The sequence below is a fragment of the Phyllobacterium sp. YR620 genome (assembly GCF_900104165.1).
GTDB classification, from domain to species: Bacteria; Pseudomonadota; Alphaproteobacteria; order Rhizobiales; family Rhizobiaceae; genus Phyllobacterium; species Phyllobacterium pellucidum.
The window spans coordinates 539,385-555,303 of sequence record NZ_FNJP01000002.1 but is presented as its reverse complement, the minus strand read 5'-3'; the positions used below and the strand labels follow the sequence as shown (position 1 = coordinate 555,303).

Below are 15,919 nucleotides of genomic sequence, written 5' to 3'. Positions count from 1 at the left end.
TGTTGACAGATGCGCGAACTTGGCAGACGATCCCATCGATGGGGTTGGCGGTAGTGCGCGGTTAGACTGGCTCACCATGAGGAGGGCCAATCCTTGCAGGTACCCAAGATACCGCGAGGATCCTGAGTGAAAGTCTTTGCCATAGACGGATTGCCTGTTACCGGAGAGTCCACAACCTTCAGGGGACAGGTTGCCTCCCTCGTGGTGAGTCAGTCTGACCGCGCACTTTTTTTCTGCTCGCCGACCGGCGCGTTCCTGCCGGGCCATACACGGTAGGCGTCGCCAATGGCCCCCGCGCCTGACGTGCACCCTGGTGAGCCCGTAGCGCGGCGCATCGCGGCGCTTCCCATCTGGCAAGGCGAGATAAGCATTGCCCTTTTGAAGGGCGGCATCAGCAATGAAAGCTACGTGGTAGAGGACGCAAGCCGCAAATATGTGGTGCGCTTCGGCACGGACTATCCGTTTCACCACGTATTCCGCCAGCGCGAGGTGATGACCGCGCGTGCTGCGCACCTTGCCGGATTTGCGCCGGAAGTCTTTCTCGCCGATGACGGCGTCATGGTGACGGCATTCCTTGGTGCTCGAACCTATGACGCCCGCGATGTGCGCGCCAATATTCCGCGAATTGCCGACATGGTCCGCCAGTTCCATACACGCATGCCTGAACATATTCGCGGACCCGGATTCATGTTCTGGGTCTTCCACGTCATTCGCGACTATGCCCGCACGCTGGAAGCCGGCAAAAGCCGCTTGGCGCATCAACTTCCCGTCTATCTGGCGATCTCCGACGAAATGGAGGCGGCGCAAAAGCCCCTGCCGATCATCTTCAGCCATAATGATCTTCTCCCTGCCAATATTCTCGATGACGGGGAAAAGCTGTGGCTCATCGATTTCGAATATGCCGGGTTCTCGACGGCGATGTTCGACCTTGCCGGGCTGGCCTCAAACGCAGGGTTTGATGCAGACGAGTCCGAGGCATTGCTGGATGCCTATTTCCGGGCGAGGCCCGATGCCGCACTGACCCGCGCGCACGCCGCCATGCAATGCGCCTCGCTGCTGCGCGAGGCGATGTGGAGCATGGTCTCGGAACTGCATCTGAAGGCGCCAGGTGTCGACTACGTCGCCTACACGACCGAGAATTTACAGCGGCTGGACGAGGCGCTGGACCACTACAGAACATTATACGGAAAGACCATATCATGAGCCTGCCAACCCATGCGCAGATCGTCGTCATCGGCGGCGGCATTATCGGCTGCTCGACAGCTTACCATCTCGCCAGGGACCACAAGGTCGATGTGGTTCTCCTCGAAATGGGCCAGCTGACGTCCGGCTCGACCTGGCATGCGGCGGGACTTGTCGGCCAGTTGCGCTCCTCGGCCTCGATCACGCGGGTTCTCAAATATTCCGTCGACTTGTACAAACGGCTCGACGCTGAAACCGGCCTCGCCACCGGCTGGAAGATGACCGGGTGCCTGCGCCTCGCCACCAATGAAGATCGCTGGACCGAGTTTCGCCGGCTGGCGACCACCGCGCGCAGCTTCGGCATGGACATGCATCTGCTTTCCCCGCAGGAGGTTAAATCCATGTTCCCGCTCATGGAGGTCGGCGATCTCATAGGCGCGAGCTGGTTGCCGACGGATGGTCAGGCGAGCCCTTCGGACATCACCCAATCGCTGGCGCGCGGCGCGCGCATGCACGGCGCCAAGCTCATCGAGAACGTCCGGGTCACCGGATTTGAGATGGACGACGGCCGCATCGTCAAGGTGAAGACCGACAAGGGCGACATCGCCTGTGAGAAGGTCGTCAACTGTGCGGGCCAATGGGCGCGGCAGGTAGGCGAAATGGCCGGCATCAATGTGCCGCTGCAGCCGGTCAAGCACCAGTACATCATCACCGACAGGATCGAAGGCCTGTCTGCCGAGGCACCGACGATCCGCGATCCCGACCGCCGTACCTATTTCAAGGAAGAGGTCGGCGGGCTGGTGATGGGCGGCTATGAACCGAATCCGCAGGCCTGGACGACGGCGGACGTGCCGAATGACTGGCAGTTCCGCCTGTTCGACGATGATTTCGACCATTTCGAGCAACACATGGTCCAGGCCATCGATCGAATACCCGCCATGGCAAACGTTGGCGTGAAGCAGATGATCAACGGGCCGGAAAGCTTCACCCCCGACGGCAATTTCATTCTCGGCATCGCACCCGAATGCGCCAACATGTTCGTCGGCGCCGGCTTCAACGCCTTCGGCATCGCCTCGGGCGGCGGCGCCGGCTGGGTGCTGGCGCAATGGGTGGTCGACGGGGAATCGCCGCTTGATCTTTGGGCCGTAGATATCCGCCGATTTTCCAATCTGCACCGCGATCGCCAGTGGGTGCTCGACCGCACGCTCGAAGCCTATGGCAAGCATTACACCATCGGCTTTCCCCATGAAGAATACACGTCAGGCAGACCGGCCATCGTCTCGCCGCTCTATGATCGCCTAAAGCAGCATCGCGCCGTGTTCGGCTCGAAGCTTGGATGGGAGCGGCCAAACTGGTTCGCATCTGAAGGGACTTCGGCCGAGGACATCTATTCCATGGGCCGGCAGAACTGGTTCAAGGCCGTCGGCGACGAGCACCGGCACGTGCGCGAGAAAGTCGGCATCTTCGATCAGTCGTCGTTTGCCAAGTACGAGCTTGGCGGCAAGGATGCCGGCAAGGCGCTCGACTACATCTGCGCCAACGACGTCTCGAAGCCAGTCGGCCGGCTTACCTATACGCAGATGCTCAACACGCGCGGCGGCATCGAGTGCGACCTGACCGTGGCGCGGCTGACGGACGACAGGTTCTACATCGTCACCGGTACCGGCTTCCGGACGCATGATTTCGCCTGGATCCGGGATCATATCGGCAGCGATCTCGATGCGACGCTTGAGGACATTACGGAGTGCTTCGGAACGCTCTCATTGATGGGGCCGGACGCGCGCAACGTGCTGGCCAGGGTGACGACAAGCGACGTTGGCAATGCCGCCTTCCCGTTCGGCCACGTGCGCGAGATCGACATCGCCGGCACCACGGTCCGGGCGCTACGGGTTACCTATGTGGGCGAACTCGGCTGGGAATTGCACGTTCCAATCGCCGCGACCGGCGCTGTGTTCGATGCGCTCATGCAGGCGGGCGAGCCTTTCGCCATCAGGCCGGTAGGTTACCGCGCGCTCGAATCGCTGCGTCTCGAAAAAGGCTATCGCGCCTGGGGCAGCGACATCACCCCGAATGACTCCCCCTTTGAAGCCGGCCTGGGTTGGGCGGTCAAGCTCAAGAGCAACACCGATTTTCTTGGCAGGCAAGCAGCGGAGGCCACGCGCAATGCCCCGCTCGGGAAGCGGCTCGTCGGGATCACGGTTATCGACAGGGACGTCGTTCTGCTTGGACGCGAAACGATCCTGCGCAATGGCGAGCCGGTGGGCTATCTCACCAGCGGCGGCTTTGGCTATACCGTCGATAGCCCCATCGGTTACGGCTACATCCGCAATGCAGAAGGTGTCGACGACACATTCCTCGCCGAAGGCAAGTACGAGCTCATTGTCGCCAACGAGCCATTCGCCGCAAAGGTCCACATCGAGCCACTTTACGACCCACGCAATGAGCGAATAAGAGCCTGAAGCGGCGCACGAAGATGTGTTCCCTGCCGCTTTCCGCCGGGGCTTGACATTAATCCTGGACAAGACCAAATGACAGCGCGCTGGGTCGCTCGTTTGCGCCCAACGTATCTTTCAACCGGAGTTTATCTCTAATGCCCAACGACGACAGTCAAAGTCGATTGTTTGCGCCGTCATCGGCGATCGTGGCCTGTTGAGAGATCAGCTCGCCTCGGTCCCCGTGACGGCGGATCGACAGAAAGGCGAGCAAAATGAACGACCTTCGCTTTACCCAAGGTGTGGTTGATGCCGGTTCGGCACCGGCCGCAACCATTGCCGAACAGCTGGCAACCATGCAGGCTGCCGATGCCGTCGAGCTTCTCAACGAGCTCGAACAGAACGATACCGTCGGCATCATTGCCGAGATGCCGCGCGACCATGCGGTGCTCATCCTTGACCAGCCGGAATTGCATTCGGCAGGCGCCATCATCGAGGCGCTTCCCGACGTCATCGCATGCGAACTGCTCGACGCCATGTCGGCAGACCGCGTCACCGATATCTTCCATGAACTGGATGCCGAGGCGCGGGACCGGCTGTTTCCAGGCCTTGGCCACGAAACCCAACAGGCCCTCGCCAAACTGCTGCGCTATCCGCCCCATACAGCTGGCAGCCTGATGACGACCGAATTCGTCAGCGTCCCCGCCAACTGGAGCGTTGCGCGCACGCTACAACACATTCGCGAAGTCGAACGGTCCCGCGAGACGGTCTACGCCATCTATGTGATCGATCCTGAGAACCGCAGCCTGCTGCGCGCAGTGGCCCTTCGCCGCCTGATCGCCAGCGAGCCCGAAGCCTCGATCATGACCGTGGGCCGCGACGTTGCGCCGGTCACCGTGGGGCCGCTTACCGATCAGGAGGATGTCGCTCGGCTGTTCCGCAAGCACGACCTCCTCGCCGTTCCCGTAGTCAATGACGGCAACCAGATCATCGGCATCGTGACCGTCGATGATGTGATCGACGCCATGACCCAGGAGATGACCGAGGATACGCTGAAGTTCGGCGGCATGGAGGCTTTGAACAAGCCCTATATGCAGATCGGCTTTCTCCAGATGATCCGCAAGCGCGCGGGCTGGCTCGGCGTTCTTTTCCTCAGCGAAATGCTGACGGCGAGTGCCATGCAACACTTCGAGGGCGAACTCGAGAAGGCCGTTGTGCTGACCCTGTTCATCCCGCTCATCATGAGTTCAGGCGGGAATTCGGGCTCGCAGGCGACCTCTCTCTTGATCCGCGCCCTTGCCCTGCAGGAGTTGCGGCTGAAGGATTGGTGGCGGGTCGCGCTGCGGGAACTGCCGACCGGGATCGTGCTCGGCACTTTCCTTGGCCTGATCGGCGTCATTCGCATCTCGACCTGGCAGATGCTCGGCCTCTACGATTATGGCGTCCATTGGCATCTCGTTGCGGCAACGGTGGGGACGGCCCTCGTCGGCATTGTCACTTTCGGGTCGCTGGCCGGCTCCATGCTGCCGTTCATCCTGCAGAAGATCGGTTTCGACCCGGCGAGCGCCTCCGCGCCCTTCGTGGCAACGCTTGTCGATGTCACCGGCCTCATCATCTACTTTAGCATCGCCCTGATGATCCTGTCGGGAACATTGCTTTGAAACTGCGCGCGGCGGACGGTTCTCGTTCGCCGCGCACGACCCCCGCGCAGAAGCGCATCTGCATGGCTGCAATGCAGCCCCCAAATGCTTTGACCCCTTTCGCAATTGCGAAAAAACATGTATGGAGCGCGCAAATGTAAAGCGGCGCATCATATGTGGCGTCCCTAATCTTCCAAAGAGAACCCAATGAAACTGCGCAACATCGCGATCATCGCACACGTTGACCATGGCAAAACCACGCTCGTTGACGAACTCCTGAAACAGTCCGGCAATTTCCGCGACAACCAGCGCGTCGCCGAGCGCATGATGGATTCCAACGACATCGAAAAGGAACGCGGGATCACCATTCTCGCCAAGGCCACGTCGGTCGTCTGGAAGGACACGCGCATCAACATCGTCGACACGCCCGGACACGCCGATTTCGGCGGCGAGGTCGAACGCATTCTCAGCATGGTGGACGGCGCGATCGTTCTCGTTGACGCTGCCGAAGGCCCGATGCCGCAGACGAAATTCGTCGTCGGCAAGGCGCTGAAGGTGGGGCTCCGTCCGATCGTCGCGATCAACAAGATCGACCGCCCCGACGCGCGCCACGAAGAAGTCGTCAACGAAGTCTTCGATCTCTTTGCCGCTCTCGACGCGACCGACGAACAGCTCGACTTCCCTATCCTCTACGGCTCCGGCCGCAGCGGCTGGATGGCCAAGAACCCGGAAGGCCCGCAGGACCAGGGCCTTGCCCCGCTGTTCGACCTCGTGCTTGAGCACGTGCCGGAACCGACCGTCGGCGAAGGCCCGTTCCGCATGATCGGTACGATCCTTGAGGCCGATCCGTTCCTCGGCCGTATCATCACCGGCCGCATTCACTCCGGTACCGTAAAGTCGAACCAGCAAGCCAAGGTTCTCCATGGCGACGGGACGCAGCTCGAAACCGGCCGCATTTCCAAGATCCTGGCTTTCCGCGGTCTTGAACGCCAGCCGATCGAAGAAGCCCAGGCAGGCGACATCGTTGCGATTGCCGGACTGCAGAAGGGCACCGTGGCTGATACCTTCTGTTCACCGGAAGTTACCGAACCCCTGCAGGCGCAGCCGATCGATCCGCCGACCGTCACCATGTCGTTCATCGTCAACGACTCGCCGCTTGCCGGCACCGAAGGCGATAAGGTCACGAGCCGGGTCATTCGCGATCGGCTGTTCAAGGAGGCCGAGGGCAATGTTGCCCTGCGCATCGAGGAATCGAGCGACAAGGATTCGTTCTACGTATCCGGCCGCGGCGAATTGCAGTTGGCGGTCCTGATCGAGAACATGCGCCGCGAAGGCTTCGAACTTGGCGTGTCACGTCCGCGCGTCGTCATGCAGAAGGACGAAAGTGGCAACATGCTCGAGCCGATCGAGGAAGTTCTCATCGACGTCGACGAAGAGTATTCCGGCACGGTCGTGCAGAAGATGTCGGAGCGCAAGGCCGAGATGGTCGAGCTGCGCCCCTCCGGCGGCAATCGCGTACGCCTCGTCTTCCATGCGCCGACGCGCGGCCTCATCGGCTACCAGTCGGAGCTTCTGACCGACACGCGTGGCACCGCCATCATGAATCGCCTGTTCCGCGCCTATGAACCCTACAAGGGCGAAATCGCCGGCCGCAACAACGGCGTTCTGATTTCGAACGATCAGGGCGAGTCGGTGGCCTTTGCCATGTGGAACCTCGAAGACCGCGGCCCAATGATCATCGACGCTGGTGTCAAAGTCTATGCGGGCATGATTATCGGCATTCACTCGCGTGACAACGACCTCGAAGTCAACGTGCTGAAGGGCAAGAAGCTCACCAACATCCGCGCCGCCGGCAAGGACGAGGCCGTCAAGCTGACGCCACCGATCCGCATGACACTGGAACGCGCCCTGTCATGGATCCAGGACGACGAACTCGTCGAAGTGACACCGAAGTCAATCCGCCTGCGCAAGCTCTACCTCGATTCCAACGAGCGCAAGCGCTTCGAAAAGAGCAAGACCGCCGGCGCGGCGTAAGCCAGCCGCACCAAATATCCAATTGAAAGGGCGGCCATTTGGTCGCCCTTTCTTTTTCGTGAACTCAGCCAAATTTCGGTCGCGATCCCAGTTGCCCAAGGTCGGCCCTCGGGTCTATGGTTAAGAAACCATGAACACCCATGTGATCGAGATAAGACGGGCTGAACTGGCCGACGCCGAGGCGATTTCGGACATTCACGTTGCCGCCTGGAGAGGTGCCTATACCGGCATCATTCCGCATCGCGCGCTCAATACCATGCTGCAGCGCCGCGGATCGACGTGGTGGGCGCGCGCCATCCAGCGCTCGACGCAAATACTTGTCGCGGACATTGGCGGCGTGGTGGCCGGCTATGCGACCCTCGGACCAAATCGCGCGCGGCAATTGCCGCAGAAAGGCGAGGTCTACGAGCTCTATATCAGGCCGGAATATCAGGGCTTTGGCCTAGGCACACGGCTTCTCGGCGCGGCAAAGCGCAGCCTGGTCGACCAAGGGATGAAGGGATTGGTCGTCTGGGCGCTCGAAGACAATGGCCTTGCCACCTCATTCTACGAGGGCGCGGGCGGCCGCGATGTCGCCGAAGGCGTTGAATGTTTCGAAGGCAAGACCCTGAAGAAACTCGCCTTCGTGTGGAATTGACGGCTTCCGCAATGCCAGCCGTTCAGACTGAAGTCGCTCCACTTCTTTACCGGCTGCAAGGCCGGCCTCTCATGCGCTCGCCGCGGCTCAGGCGACGCTCTTGTTGCGCCGGCTCCTAAAAGTCAGTACAGCACTCCCAAACCAACAAGGACTCTGAAAATATGCGCATCGATGCCATTCCTGTCGGCAACAATCCCCCCGAAGACGTCAACGTAATCATCGAAGTTCCGGTCGGCGGTCAGCCGATCAAGTACGAACTCGACAAGGATTCCGGCGCGCTTTTTGTCGATCGCTTCCTGCACACGCCGATGACTTATCCGGGCAATTACGGCTTCGTACCGCACACATTGTCGGATGACGGCGACCCGATCGACGTCCTGATCTGCAACACACGCGCGCTGATGCCGACCAGCATCATCAATGTCCGCCCGATCGGCGTCCTGGTCATGGAGGACAATAAGGGCCAGGACGAGAAGATCATCGCCGTTCCCTCGCCGCACCTGACCCTTCGCTACGAGAAGGTTCACAACTACACCGACTTGCCGGATATCACGCTTAAGCAGATCCAGCACTTCTTCGAACACTACAAGGATCTCGAGCCCGGCAAATGGGTGAAGATTGGTGACTGGGGCGATGAAGATGCCGCCCGCCAGCTCATCACCGAGGCCATGGAGCGCCACAAGGCCAAGACCGCCTCGTAAAAACTATGCCTTGGGCGATCCCAGCGCTTCGAGCTTCGAAGCCAATGCGTGCGGGTCGCCCAGGATTTTTATCTGTTTGAGCCGGGACGTCGCTCCCGATACGACCGCTACCTCACCTGTCGCAACGCCAAGCTCCTTGGCCAGAAGCTTTTCCAGCGCCGCATTAGCCTTGCCATCCTCGGGGACTGCCCTGACGCGCACCTTCAGGTGAGCGTGCCGGTCCGCTGCAAGCGCCACCCCTTCGACTGCATCCTTCGTGGATTTAGGCGTCAAACGTACGAATACGATGACGCCGTCCGTCACATCACGGAAGCAGCTCTGCCGGTCGATCAAACCAGCAGCGGCGCGATTGTCGTCCACAACAGCTGGCGGATGAAGAAGATGATCAGCAGGAGCACGATCGGCGATATGTCGATGCCTCCGAGATCAGGCAGGAAGCGGCGGATCGGACGCAGCGCCGGTTCGGTGACGCGGAACAGGAAATCGCCGACAGATGCAACGAACCGGTTGCTCGAATTGATGACGTTGAAGGCGTAAAGCCACGAGAAAATGGCGCTGGCAATAATGATCCAGGTGTAGATATCGAGGGCAAGATCGATGGTGCGGATGAGGGCGAGCATTCGTTTCTCCTAACAGTCACGCCGACATGTAGCGATTGACCCGGCTAGGGGCAAGAGGTCGTCGCGGTCTTGGCGCTTTGCGATGATTATTCATTATACTAACGTAGTATAGATTTGGTACTTGGATGATTACGACCACATCACCCCCTGAGACACCACTTGTGTAGGAATATTATTGGAATTAAAAATATGATTAATATTGCTCACATGATTCGATCTATTTTGTTTAGATTTTTTATTTAAGGGGGTTTTCGATGCTGAATAAACTATCTGCCGAATTCTTCGGAACGTTTTGGCTTGTACTCGGTGGCTGCGGCAGCGCTGTTATTGCGGCAGCGTTTCCAGCTGTCGGTATTGGTTTGCTTGGCGTTGCATTGGCCTTTGGTCTTACGGTTCTTACCATGGCCTTTGCCGTCGGCGGTATCTCCGGCGGACACTTTAATCCCGCCGTGTCACTTGGACTTGCCATTGCCGGCCAGTTCGAGTTCAAGGACCTCATTCCCTATTGGGTCGCCCAACTGGCGGGCGCCATCGTCGCTGCCGCAGTGCTTTATCTCATTGCCTCCGGCAAGCCCGATTTTGCCGCTGGAGGGTTCGCGTCGAACGGCTATGGCGATCTTTCGCCCGGCAAATACGGGCTCACTTCGGCGCTGGTGATCGAGATCGTCATGACCGCTTTCTTTCTCATTATCATCCTCGGCGCGACATCGGCTGCGATACCGGCCGGATTCGCGCCTATCCCCATCGGCCTAGGCCTGACACTGATCCACCTTGTGTCGATCCCGGTCACCAATACGTCGGTTAACCCGGCGCGTTCGACCGGTGTCGCCCTGTTTGCCGACACGGCAGCGCTCAGCCAGTTGTGGTTGTTCTGGGTTGCGCCCCTGGTTGGCGCCGCTCTCGGCGCGATCATCTGGAAATCCTTGCTCGGGAAGGATTGACCTTCAACGTTCACAAGGAGCGCCGGCGCGCCGGCCCTCCTTGGATTATTTCGCAATTGCTTATCCCATTTCGGCTCGAACTGGTTTAAAAGGGCCTCCAGATTCCGGAGCCTTTCAAGCAAAATGTCCTCGCCAGAAACGATAGCGGCGCATGACCGCTACGCCGCCTTTCGCCATTCGTCCTTCACGCTCTATTGGCTAGCCCGCTTTTGCGGTTCTTTCGCCATCCAGATTATCAGCGTGTCGGTCGGCTGGCAGATCTACGACCTGACGCGCGATCCGTTCTATCTCGGCATTGTCGGCCTTGTGCAATTTGCCCCATCCCTGCTCCTGGTGCTGATCACGGGGGCAGCAGCCGACCGCTTCGGGCGCCGGCTTATCATGGGGCTTTCGCTCTGCGTGGAACTCGTCTGCGCCGTGCTGCTGCTCCTTCTCACCATCGCTCACATGTTTTCGCCGGCACTGGTTTTCGTCATTCTCGCCGGCTTTGGCATTGGCCGCGCCTTCCTTGGGCCGGCATCGGCGTCGCTTGTCGTCAACCTCGTCCCGACCGAGGTGTTCTCCAACGCCGTCTCTTGGAACTCGTCCGCATGGCAGATTGCCGCAATTGTCGGTCCGGTCGTCGGTGGCTTGCTATACGGCATTTCGCCGATCGTCGCCTATGGCATAGCGAGCGCCATGCTTGCGGCGGCCGCCGCCTGTACATTCGCCATTCCAAAGCCGGCCCAGCATACGCTTTCCGAAACTCGCTCATTGCAGACGCTCCTTGCTGGCTTTCACTATATCTGGAAAGAGAAGGTGGTCCTCGGCGCAATCTCGCTCGATCTCTTCGCCGTGCTTCTCGGCGGCGCAGTCGCCCTATTGCCGGTTTATGCTCGCGACATCCTGCAACTTGGCCCCTGGGGTCTCGGCATGCTGCGCGCCGCGCCGGGCATCGGTGCTATTTTGACCGCCGTCTGGCTCACCGGGCACCCGATCCGCGATCACGCCGGGATCATCATGTTTGCCTTTGTCGCGCTGTTCGGCCTGCTGACGATCATGTTCGGCGTTTCGAACATCGCCTGGCTGTCGATCGTCGTTCTCGCCCTGATGGGTGCCGCCGATATGGTGAGCGTCTATATCCGCGAAACGCTGCTGCAATTGTGGACACCAGACCATGTCCGTGGCCGGGTGAATGCGGTCAACATGGTCTTCGTCGGGGCTTCCAACGAACTCGGTGAGTTCCGCGCCGGCATCATGGCCTCCCTGATCGGCACCATACCTGCCGTCGTCTTCGGTGGCATCGGCACCGTTGCGGTTGCCGGTCTTTGGGCCTATTGGTTTCCGCAGTTGCGCAAGGCGCGCAATCTTCAGGGCAGAACCTAGAGGGCTTCTCGCCTCGACAGCTTGTTAGACGGGGCCGGAACGCCAAAGATCGTCGCCAGGAAGCCGTGCAGCCAGACCTTGAGCACGGCATCGTGGATCATGCGGCCCTCGAGATGCATCCTTCCATGCTGGGCGCCGCAGAGAGCAAAACGCTCGGACCCGCGAACGACCCACCGCTGCATCATCGCGCGGGTCAGCTCCGCATGGAACTGGACGCCCCAGGCATTGTTGCCATAGCGGAAGGCCTGATTGGGATAGCTCTCGCCTGTCGCAAGCAGCGTGGCGGTCTGCGGCAGTTCGAAACCCTCGCGGTGGAAATGATAAACCATCGAGGGCCAGTCCATCAGGGCGCTGCCGGCTTCAGTTGCCTGCAGCGGATACCAGCCAATTTCGACGAGCCCTTGCGGGTGCGGCCCAACCTTGCCGCCAAGATGATTGGCGAGCATCTGCGCACCGAGGCAAATGCCAAGGAAAGGCTTGTCCTCGGCGAGCGGGACGGCCAGCCAATCGGTTTCGGTGCGGACGAAATCATCGGGATCGTTGGCGCTCATCGGGCCGCCGAAAATGACGGCGCCGGCATGGTCTTCAAGCGTTTCCGGAAGCGGATCGCCGAGCGGCGGTCTGCGGATATCGAGTGCGAAACCCGATTCGATCAAAAGATGGCCGACGCGGCCCGGACTTGAACGTTCCTGATGCAGTACCGTGAGGATCTTCGGCCGCTGCGGCTGCCTGTTTTCCATCCAGTCCGTCTGGAACATTCGCTCCGATCCTATTCCTCGACAACCGGCTGCTTGGCGCGTTCGGCGGCTTTTTGCTTCATGGTCACGCGATCACGCGTCGATACGCCGATCAGCTCCGCCACGCGCCAGACCACGTTGTCCTCAAGTTCGTGCGCGGTGCCGTCGGCATAGACCACGTCCCACATGAGTTCAATGAAACGAATGCGCGCCTCTTCGTCAAGATTGCGCTTGATGATGCTGGTGAAGCTGTAAAGATCGACGGCTTCCTGGTCGGCCTGTTCACCATCGTTGAGAAGACGCCTCAAGGCCTCGCCTTTCAGGCCGTAGGCTTCCGATATTAGCTGCGACACGCGCTTGCGCTCGGATTTGCGCCGTTCACCATCGGCGTCCATGACGTGGAACAGAAGCGCCGCAGCTGCCAGCCGGGGATCGTTCTTGGAAAAATGATCCTTGTCGCCTTCGCCGGACGGCAGGGCCTTGAAGAATGTCACGAGGCGATCAAGCATATAGATTCTTTCGGTATCTTGTGGGAGGGCAGATCATTCAACAGATAGCGTGGCAGGCATGGTTCTGCCACTGTACATGTTGCCGCAAAAAGCGAGCACGACTACCAACGCGCAACTAGAACAGCCGGAACTTCTTGTTTGCGCGCTCTTCCTGATATTCCGGACGCACGCCCGGATCGTCAGGAACCGGGATGACCAGTTCAGCATCTTTCTGCGGTTCGTCCGGGTTAGGCGGCATTTTCGCTGTTTTTTCCACAGGTTGCGTCTTCGAAGCTGTATCTTCATCTGGCCTTGGAGTGGGCTGAAGTTCGACGATCTCAGCATCGACGACATCCGCATCGTCGCGCGACACCTTTGCGGCGGCATTGCCGCGGCCTTCGATCCTTGGAGGTATCAGCGGCTTCACATCTTCGCGAGGTGGCGCGGATGCCGCCGGAGTTTCGGCCATCGCTTCGTCGAATTCGCGCTGGTAATCGATCACAGGCCCAAGTTGCTCCACTGGAACCTTCCATTCGAAGGCGTTGAGCTTTCCGGTGACAGGCGACGCGGGCGCCCATTGGTCGGAAACATAGCCGTCGGCCGTCCATGCGGGATCGCGAGGCGCCTTGACCGCCCGCGAAAGCCACTGCCGCACGCGGCCCTGGTCGCCGGTTTGCGCTTCCTCGATATCGGCGAGCAGCAGGTAGGCACTCTCGCGCGGAGCACTGCGCAAAACAGCCTCGGCAGCTTCGCGCGCTTCCCTCAGTTCGCCGGCCGCGAGGGCCGCATTGGCAATGGCGAGATTGGATTCCGGATGGTGCGGATAGAGCGCCGCGAGGTGGCGTGCACGTTTCAACCGATCGATGGCCGAATCGCCAAGCCGGGCGTGGACGAACGTCTCGGCGACGTCCGGGTGCGGCTGTTTCTTCCAGACATATTCGAGGATCTTCGATCCCTTGCGAAGTTCGCTCTGCTGAAACAGAACCTTGGCCGCGATAATCGCAGCCGGGATCAAATCCGGCGCCAGTTTGTTGGCCTCGAGTGCGATCGGCCGTGCGCTGACGGGATCTGCATCGAAGAGGTCTATGGCCTTGGCGGTCAGCAGCGCCGCCCGTTCGCGCTTCACTTGGTCCTTGTCGATCTGCTTGCCCGCCTTCTGCTTCTCGAGCAGCGCCAGCGCTCCGTCCCAGTCGCCGTGAGTTGTCTTCTGGCCGAGTGCCGCCGACGTTGCCCATTCGACATTGGGCGCGAGTTGCGCAGCCTCCTCGGCATAATGACGCGAGGCATCCCGCGCCCCGAGCCGCTGCGCTTCCAGATAGAGACCGCGCAGGCCAAGCAGCTTCGTTTCGGGATCATCCAGCATCGCCTCGAATTTTGCCCGCGCATCGTCGGCGCGCCCTTCGAGCATTGCCGCCTGGGCATCAAGCAGCTTGATCAACGGTTCCTGGTCGACGTTAAGCAGCTTCTCGGCCTGTTTGACCATCCGCAATGCCGTCGGTCCATCGCCGGCACCTGCCGCGATCAGCCCCGTCGAAAGCGATTGGTAGCCGCGATCACGCTTGCGCGCCCGGAAATGCCGGCGCAATGCATAGGGTGATGCGACGAGGCTCTTGATCGCCCACCAGGTCAGCATCACAGCGGCCACGACTGCGACAATGGCCGAAGCAGCGACCATCAGCGTTACTTTGTATTGCATGCCGCCGAAAGTGACCAACAGATCGCCCGGCCGGTCGGCGAGCCACGCAAATCCGATACCAAGAAGCAGAACGACAACGATGAATGTAAGAAGACGCGCCATGATCGTCGTGAACTCCTAGTTTGAAGCCGCGGGGGCCTTTGCCCCGGCAAGCGCATCGGACAGAGCCTTGGCAAGCGCCTCGTCGGCCTTCTGCCGGGCCTTCATGGCCTCCGCGAAATTGGCCGAAACTGACTTGGCGTTATCCGGCAGCTTGTCCCATTCGGCTATGGCCCCGCCAAGATTGGCAGAGCCAAGGTTGGCTTCGATGCGCGCCGTGATCGCATCGACGCTGTCGCCGGCAACCATGCCAACCGGCCGCGCTTCGATCAGACCTCCGGCGCTCGCCCAGAGTTTGTCGAGAATGCTGGCATTCGGATCGACGGTCCGCGTGGTCGCGACAATCTTTGCCGCAACGTCGCCGAACTCCGTCGCAAGCGTTCCGACGGTCGGTATCCCCTTGGCAGCAAAAGCGCGCAGGCTTTCGATGTTTTCTGTGGCCGGTGCCACGGCCGCATAGGTATCAAGTTCGGCGGTAAAGGGCGCGCCGCGATCGAGCGCGGCCTTCAATCCGGTGGCGGCCATCGCCAACGCCATATTGGCCTGGCCTGACGTATCATTGACCTTGGCTTCGAGCGCCGCCAACCTGTCGGTTGCAGCTGATGCCTGCTCGACCTGCTGCTGGCTCGCATTGAGTTTGGTCTCAAGCGCCGCGATGCGCGCGTCAATGGCGCTTGTATCGGCTGAACCGGCGGCACCCACGCTTTTCTTGACCTCGTCCACACTCTGCTTGATCAGGCTCATCTCATGGGCAAGCGCCGAAACCTGTTCCACCGCATTCTTGGAGTTTTCCACCGCGCCATTGAGCGCCAGTTCAGCGCCATCGCCGAGGTCGGGTGATGGCGGTGTTCTTTGCAAGGCGGCAATCTGTTGTTCGAGATTTGAAAGGTCGGCTTTTGGCGACGGGATCAGTCCCGCCCACTGCAAGGCGGAAACGCCCACCAGGGCTACCAAGCCGCCAATGACGCCTGCAGCAATCCGGCCGAACTGATCGCGGGAATTTGGCGCCGGCGCAGGCGGTGTTTCAGCGGGTCTCGCGGCGCTGGGGCGACCGAACGATTGCTCTGGCTCCGCTGAACTTCCCGTCGAAGTTTGCTCGGGCTCGCCCGCATCTTCCGCCACCTCCACGATCGGGGCGGTTTGCGATCCAATAGCTGCGGGATCGAAACCCACGGGCTCCGCGGCAGGCGTTTCCTTGGCCTTTGTTTCGGGTTTGCTGACGGCCGACGGCTCCAAATCGATCGTCACCGGCTTGCGGGCGGATTTCGAATGACGTGGAACGGACGATTTTGCCATGAGCTGTCTCTTTCGTGATCAAAAGCGGGTGAACGCACGCTAGCAAGGAAG

General features: G+C 60.4%; 14 protein-coding genes. 8 read left to right on the top strand and 6 right to left on the bottom strand.

The window, feature by feature from the left end; translation table 11 throughout:
* The first annotated feature begins 285 nt into the window (after nucleotides 1-285).
* From BLR72_RS09480 to ppa, 6 genes are all read left to right on the top strand, one after another.
* Nucleotides 286-1,203 (top strand): choline/ethanolamine kinase family protein, encoded by a 918-nt coding sequence (locus tag BLR72_RS09480; RefSeq protein WP_091947698.1) that lies wholly within the window; start codon nucleotides 286-288, stop codon nucleotides 1,201-1,203.
* Nucleotides 1,200-3,641: a GcvT family protein gene (locus BLR72_RS09475; protein ID WP_091947695.1), complete on the top strand. Its 2,442-nt coding sequence runs from the start codon at nucleotides 1,200-1,202 to the stop codon at nucleotides 3,639-3,641. The genes BLR72_RS09480 and BLR72_RS09475 overlap by 4 nt, the downstream gene beginning before the upstream one ends.
* A gap of 248 nt (nucleotides 3,642-3,889) precedes the next feature.
* A complete protein-coding gene (gene mgtE, locus BLR72_RS09470) occupies nucleotides 3,890-5,275 on the top strand; it encodes a magnesium transporter (RefSeq protein ID WP_091920886.1) in 1,386 nt (461 codons plus the stop codon).
* A 186-nt stretch (nucleotides 5,276-5,461) separates the two neighbouring features.
* Entirely contained in the window at nucleotides 5,462-7,288 is a 1,827-nt protein-coding gene (gene typA, locus BLR72_RS09465) for a translational GTPase TypA (protein ID WP_091947692.1), read from the top strand.
* A gap of 130 nt (nucleotides 7,289-7,418) precedes the next feature.
* Nucleotides 7,419-7,925 (top strand): GNAT family N-acetyltransferase, encoded by a 507-nt coding sequence (locus BLR72_RS09460; protein ID WP_091947689.1) that lies wholly within the window; start codon nucleotides 7,419-7,421, stop codon nucleotides 7,923-7,925.
* Between the two features lie 161 nt (nucleotides 7,926-8,086).
* Complete coding sequence (gene ppa / locus BLR72_RS09455) at nucleotides 8,087-8,626, top strand: inorganic diphosphatase (protein WP_027231038.1); 540 nt, start codon at nucleotides 8,087-8,089, stop codon at nucleotides 8,624-8,626.
* Nucleotides 8,627-8,629: 3 nt separating this feature from the next.
* On the opposite strand, the gene BLR72_RS09450 is transcribed toward ppa, so the two are convergent.
* Both BLR72_RS09450 and BLR72_RS09445 read right to left on the bottom strand, forming a co-directional pair.
* Nucleotides 8,630-8,959: a DUF167 family protein gene (locus tag BLR72_RS09450; protein WP_091948608.1), complete on the bottom strand. Its 330-nt coding sequence runs from the start codon at nucleotides 8,957-8,959 to the stop codon at nucleotides 8,630-8,632.
* Nucleotides 8,956-9,246 carry a YggT family protein gene (locus tag BLR72_RS09445; protein WP_027231036.1) on the bottom strand — a complete coding sequence of 97 codons (291 nt, stop codon included), beginning with the start codon at nucleotides 9,244-9,246 and terminating at the stop codon, nucleotides 8,956-8,958. Before BLR72_RS09445 ends, BLR72_RS09450 begins: the two co-directional genes overlap by 4 nt.
* Nucleotides 9,247-9,500: 254 nt before the next feature.
* Between BLR72_RS09445 and aqpZ the strand changes: the two genes are divergently transcribed.
* Nucleotides 9,501-10,187, top strand: coding sequence for an aquaporin Z (gene aqpZ, locus BLR72_RS09440; protein ID WP_091947686.1), 687 nt, complete (start codon nucleotides 9,501-9,503; stop codon nucleotides 10,185-10,187).
* A gap of 123 nt (nucleotides 10,188-10,310) precedes the next feature.
* Entirely contained in the window at nucleotides 10,311-11,552 is a 1,242-nt protein-coding gene (locus BLR72_RS09435; RefSeq protein ID WP_091947684.1) for an MFS transporter, read from the top strand.
* Here the strand turns inward: BLR72_RS09435 and BLR72_RS09430 are convergent.
* From BLR72_RS09430 to BLR72_RS09415, 4 genes are all read right to left on the bottom strand, one after another.
* Nucleotides 11,549-12,310: a glutamine amidotransferase gene (locus tag BLR72_RS09430; protein WP_091947681.1), complete on the bottom strand. Its 762-nt coding sequence runs from the start codon at nucleotides 12,308-12,310 to the stop codon at nucleotides 11,549-11,551. The genes BLR72_RS09435 and BLR72_RS09430 overlap by 4 nt on opposite strands.
* Nucleotides 12,311-12,321: 11 nt before the next feature.
* A complete protein-coding gene (locus BLR72_RS09425) occupies nucleotides 12,322-12,798 on the bottom strand; it encodes a tellurite resistance TerB family protein (RefSeq protein ID WP_091947678.1) in 477 nt (158 codons plus the stop codon).
* Nucleotides 12,799-12,913: 115 nt separating this feature from the next.
* Entirely contained in the window at nucleotides 12,914-14,575 is a 1,662-nt protein-coding gene (locus BLR72_RS09420; protein ID WP_091947675.1) for a heme biosynthesis protein HemY, read from the bottom strand.
* A 15-nt stretch (nucleotides 14,576-14,590) separates the two neighbouring features.
* Complete coding sequence (locus tag BLR72_RS09415; protein ID WP_091947672.1) at nucleotides 14,591-15,868, bottom strand: COG4223 family protein; 1,278 nt, start codon at nucleotides 15,866-15,868, stop codon at nucleotides 14,591-14,593.
* Between the last annotated feature and the right edge of the window lie 51 nt (nucleotides 15,869-15,919).

Bases quoted from the DNA above. Each gene is read 5' to 3' on its own strand.
- mgtE (WP_091920886.1), top strand. From the start codon at position 3,890: ATGAACGACCTTCGCTTTACCCAAGGTGTGGTTGATGCCGGTTCGGCA.
- ppa (WP_027231038.1), top strand. From the start codon at position 8,087: ATGCGCATCGATGCCATTCCTGTCGGCAACAATCCCCCCGAAGACGTC.
- BLR72_RS09415 (WP_091947672.1), bottom strand. From the start codon at position 15,868: ATGGCAAAATCGTCCGTTCCACGTCATTCGAAATCCGCCCGCAAGCCG.
- BLR72_RS09435 (WP_091947684.1), top strand. From the start codon at position 10,311: ATGTCCTCGCCAGAAACGATAGCGGCGCATGACCGCTACGCCGCCTTT.
- BLR72_RS09475 (WP_091947695.1), top strand. From the start codon at position 1,200: ATGAGCCTGCCAACCCATGCGCAGATCGTCGTCATCGGCGGCGGCATT.
- BLR72_RS09430 (WP_091947681.1), bottom strand. From the start codon at position 12,310: ATGTTCCAGACGGACTGGATGGAAAACAGGCAGCCGCAGCGGCCGAAG.
- BLR72_RS09425 (WP_091947678.1), bottom strand. From the start codon at position 12,798: ATGCTTGATCGCCTCGTGACATTCTTCAAGGCCCTGCCGTCCGGCGAA.
- aqpZ (WP_091947686.1), top strand. From the start codon at position 9,501: ATGCTGAATAAACTATCTGCCGAATTCTTCGGAACGTTTTGGCTTGTA.
- BLR72_RS09445 (WP_027231036.1), bottom strand. From the start codon at position 9,246: ATGCTCGCCCTCATCCGCACCATCGATCTTGCCCTCGATATCTACACC.
- BLR72_RS09480 (WP_091947698.1), top strand. From the start codon at position 286: ATGGCCCCCGCGCCTGACGTGCACCCTGGTGAGCCCGTAGCGCGGCGC.
- typA (WP_091947692.1), top strand. From the start codon at position 5,462: ATGAAACTGCGCAACATCGCGATCATCGCACACGTTGACCATGGCAAA.
- BLR72_RS09460 (WP_091947689.1), top strand. From the start codon at position 7,419: ATGAACACCCATGTGATCGAGATAAGACGGGCTGAACTGGCCGACGCC.
- BLR72_RS09420 (WP_091947675.1), bottom strand. From the start codon at position 14,575: ATGGCGCGTCTTCTTACATTCATCGTTGTCGTTCTGCTTCTTGGTATC.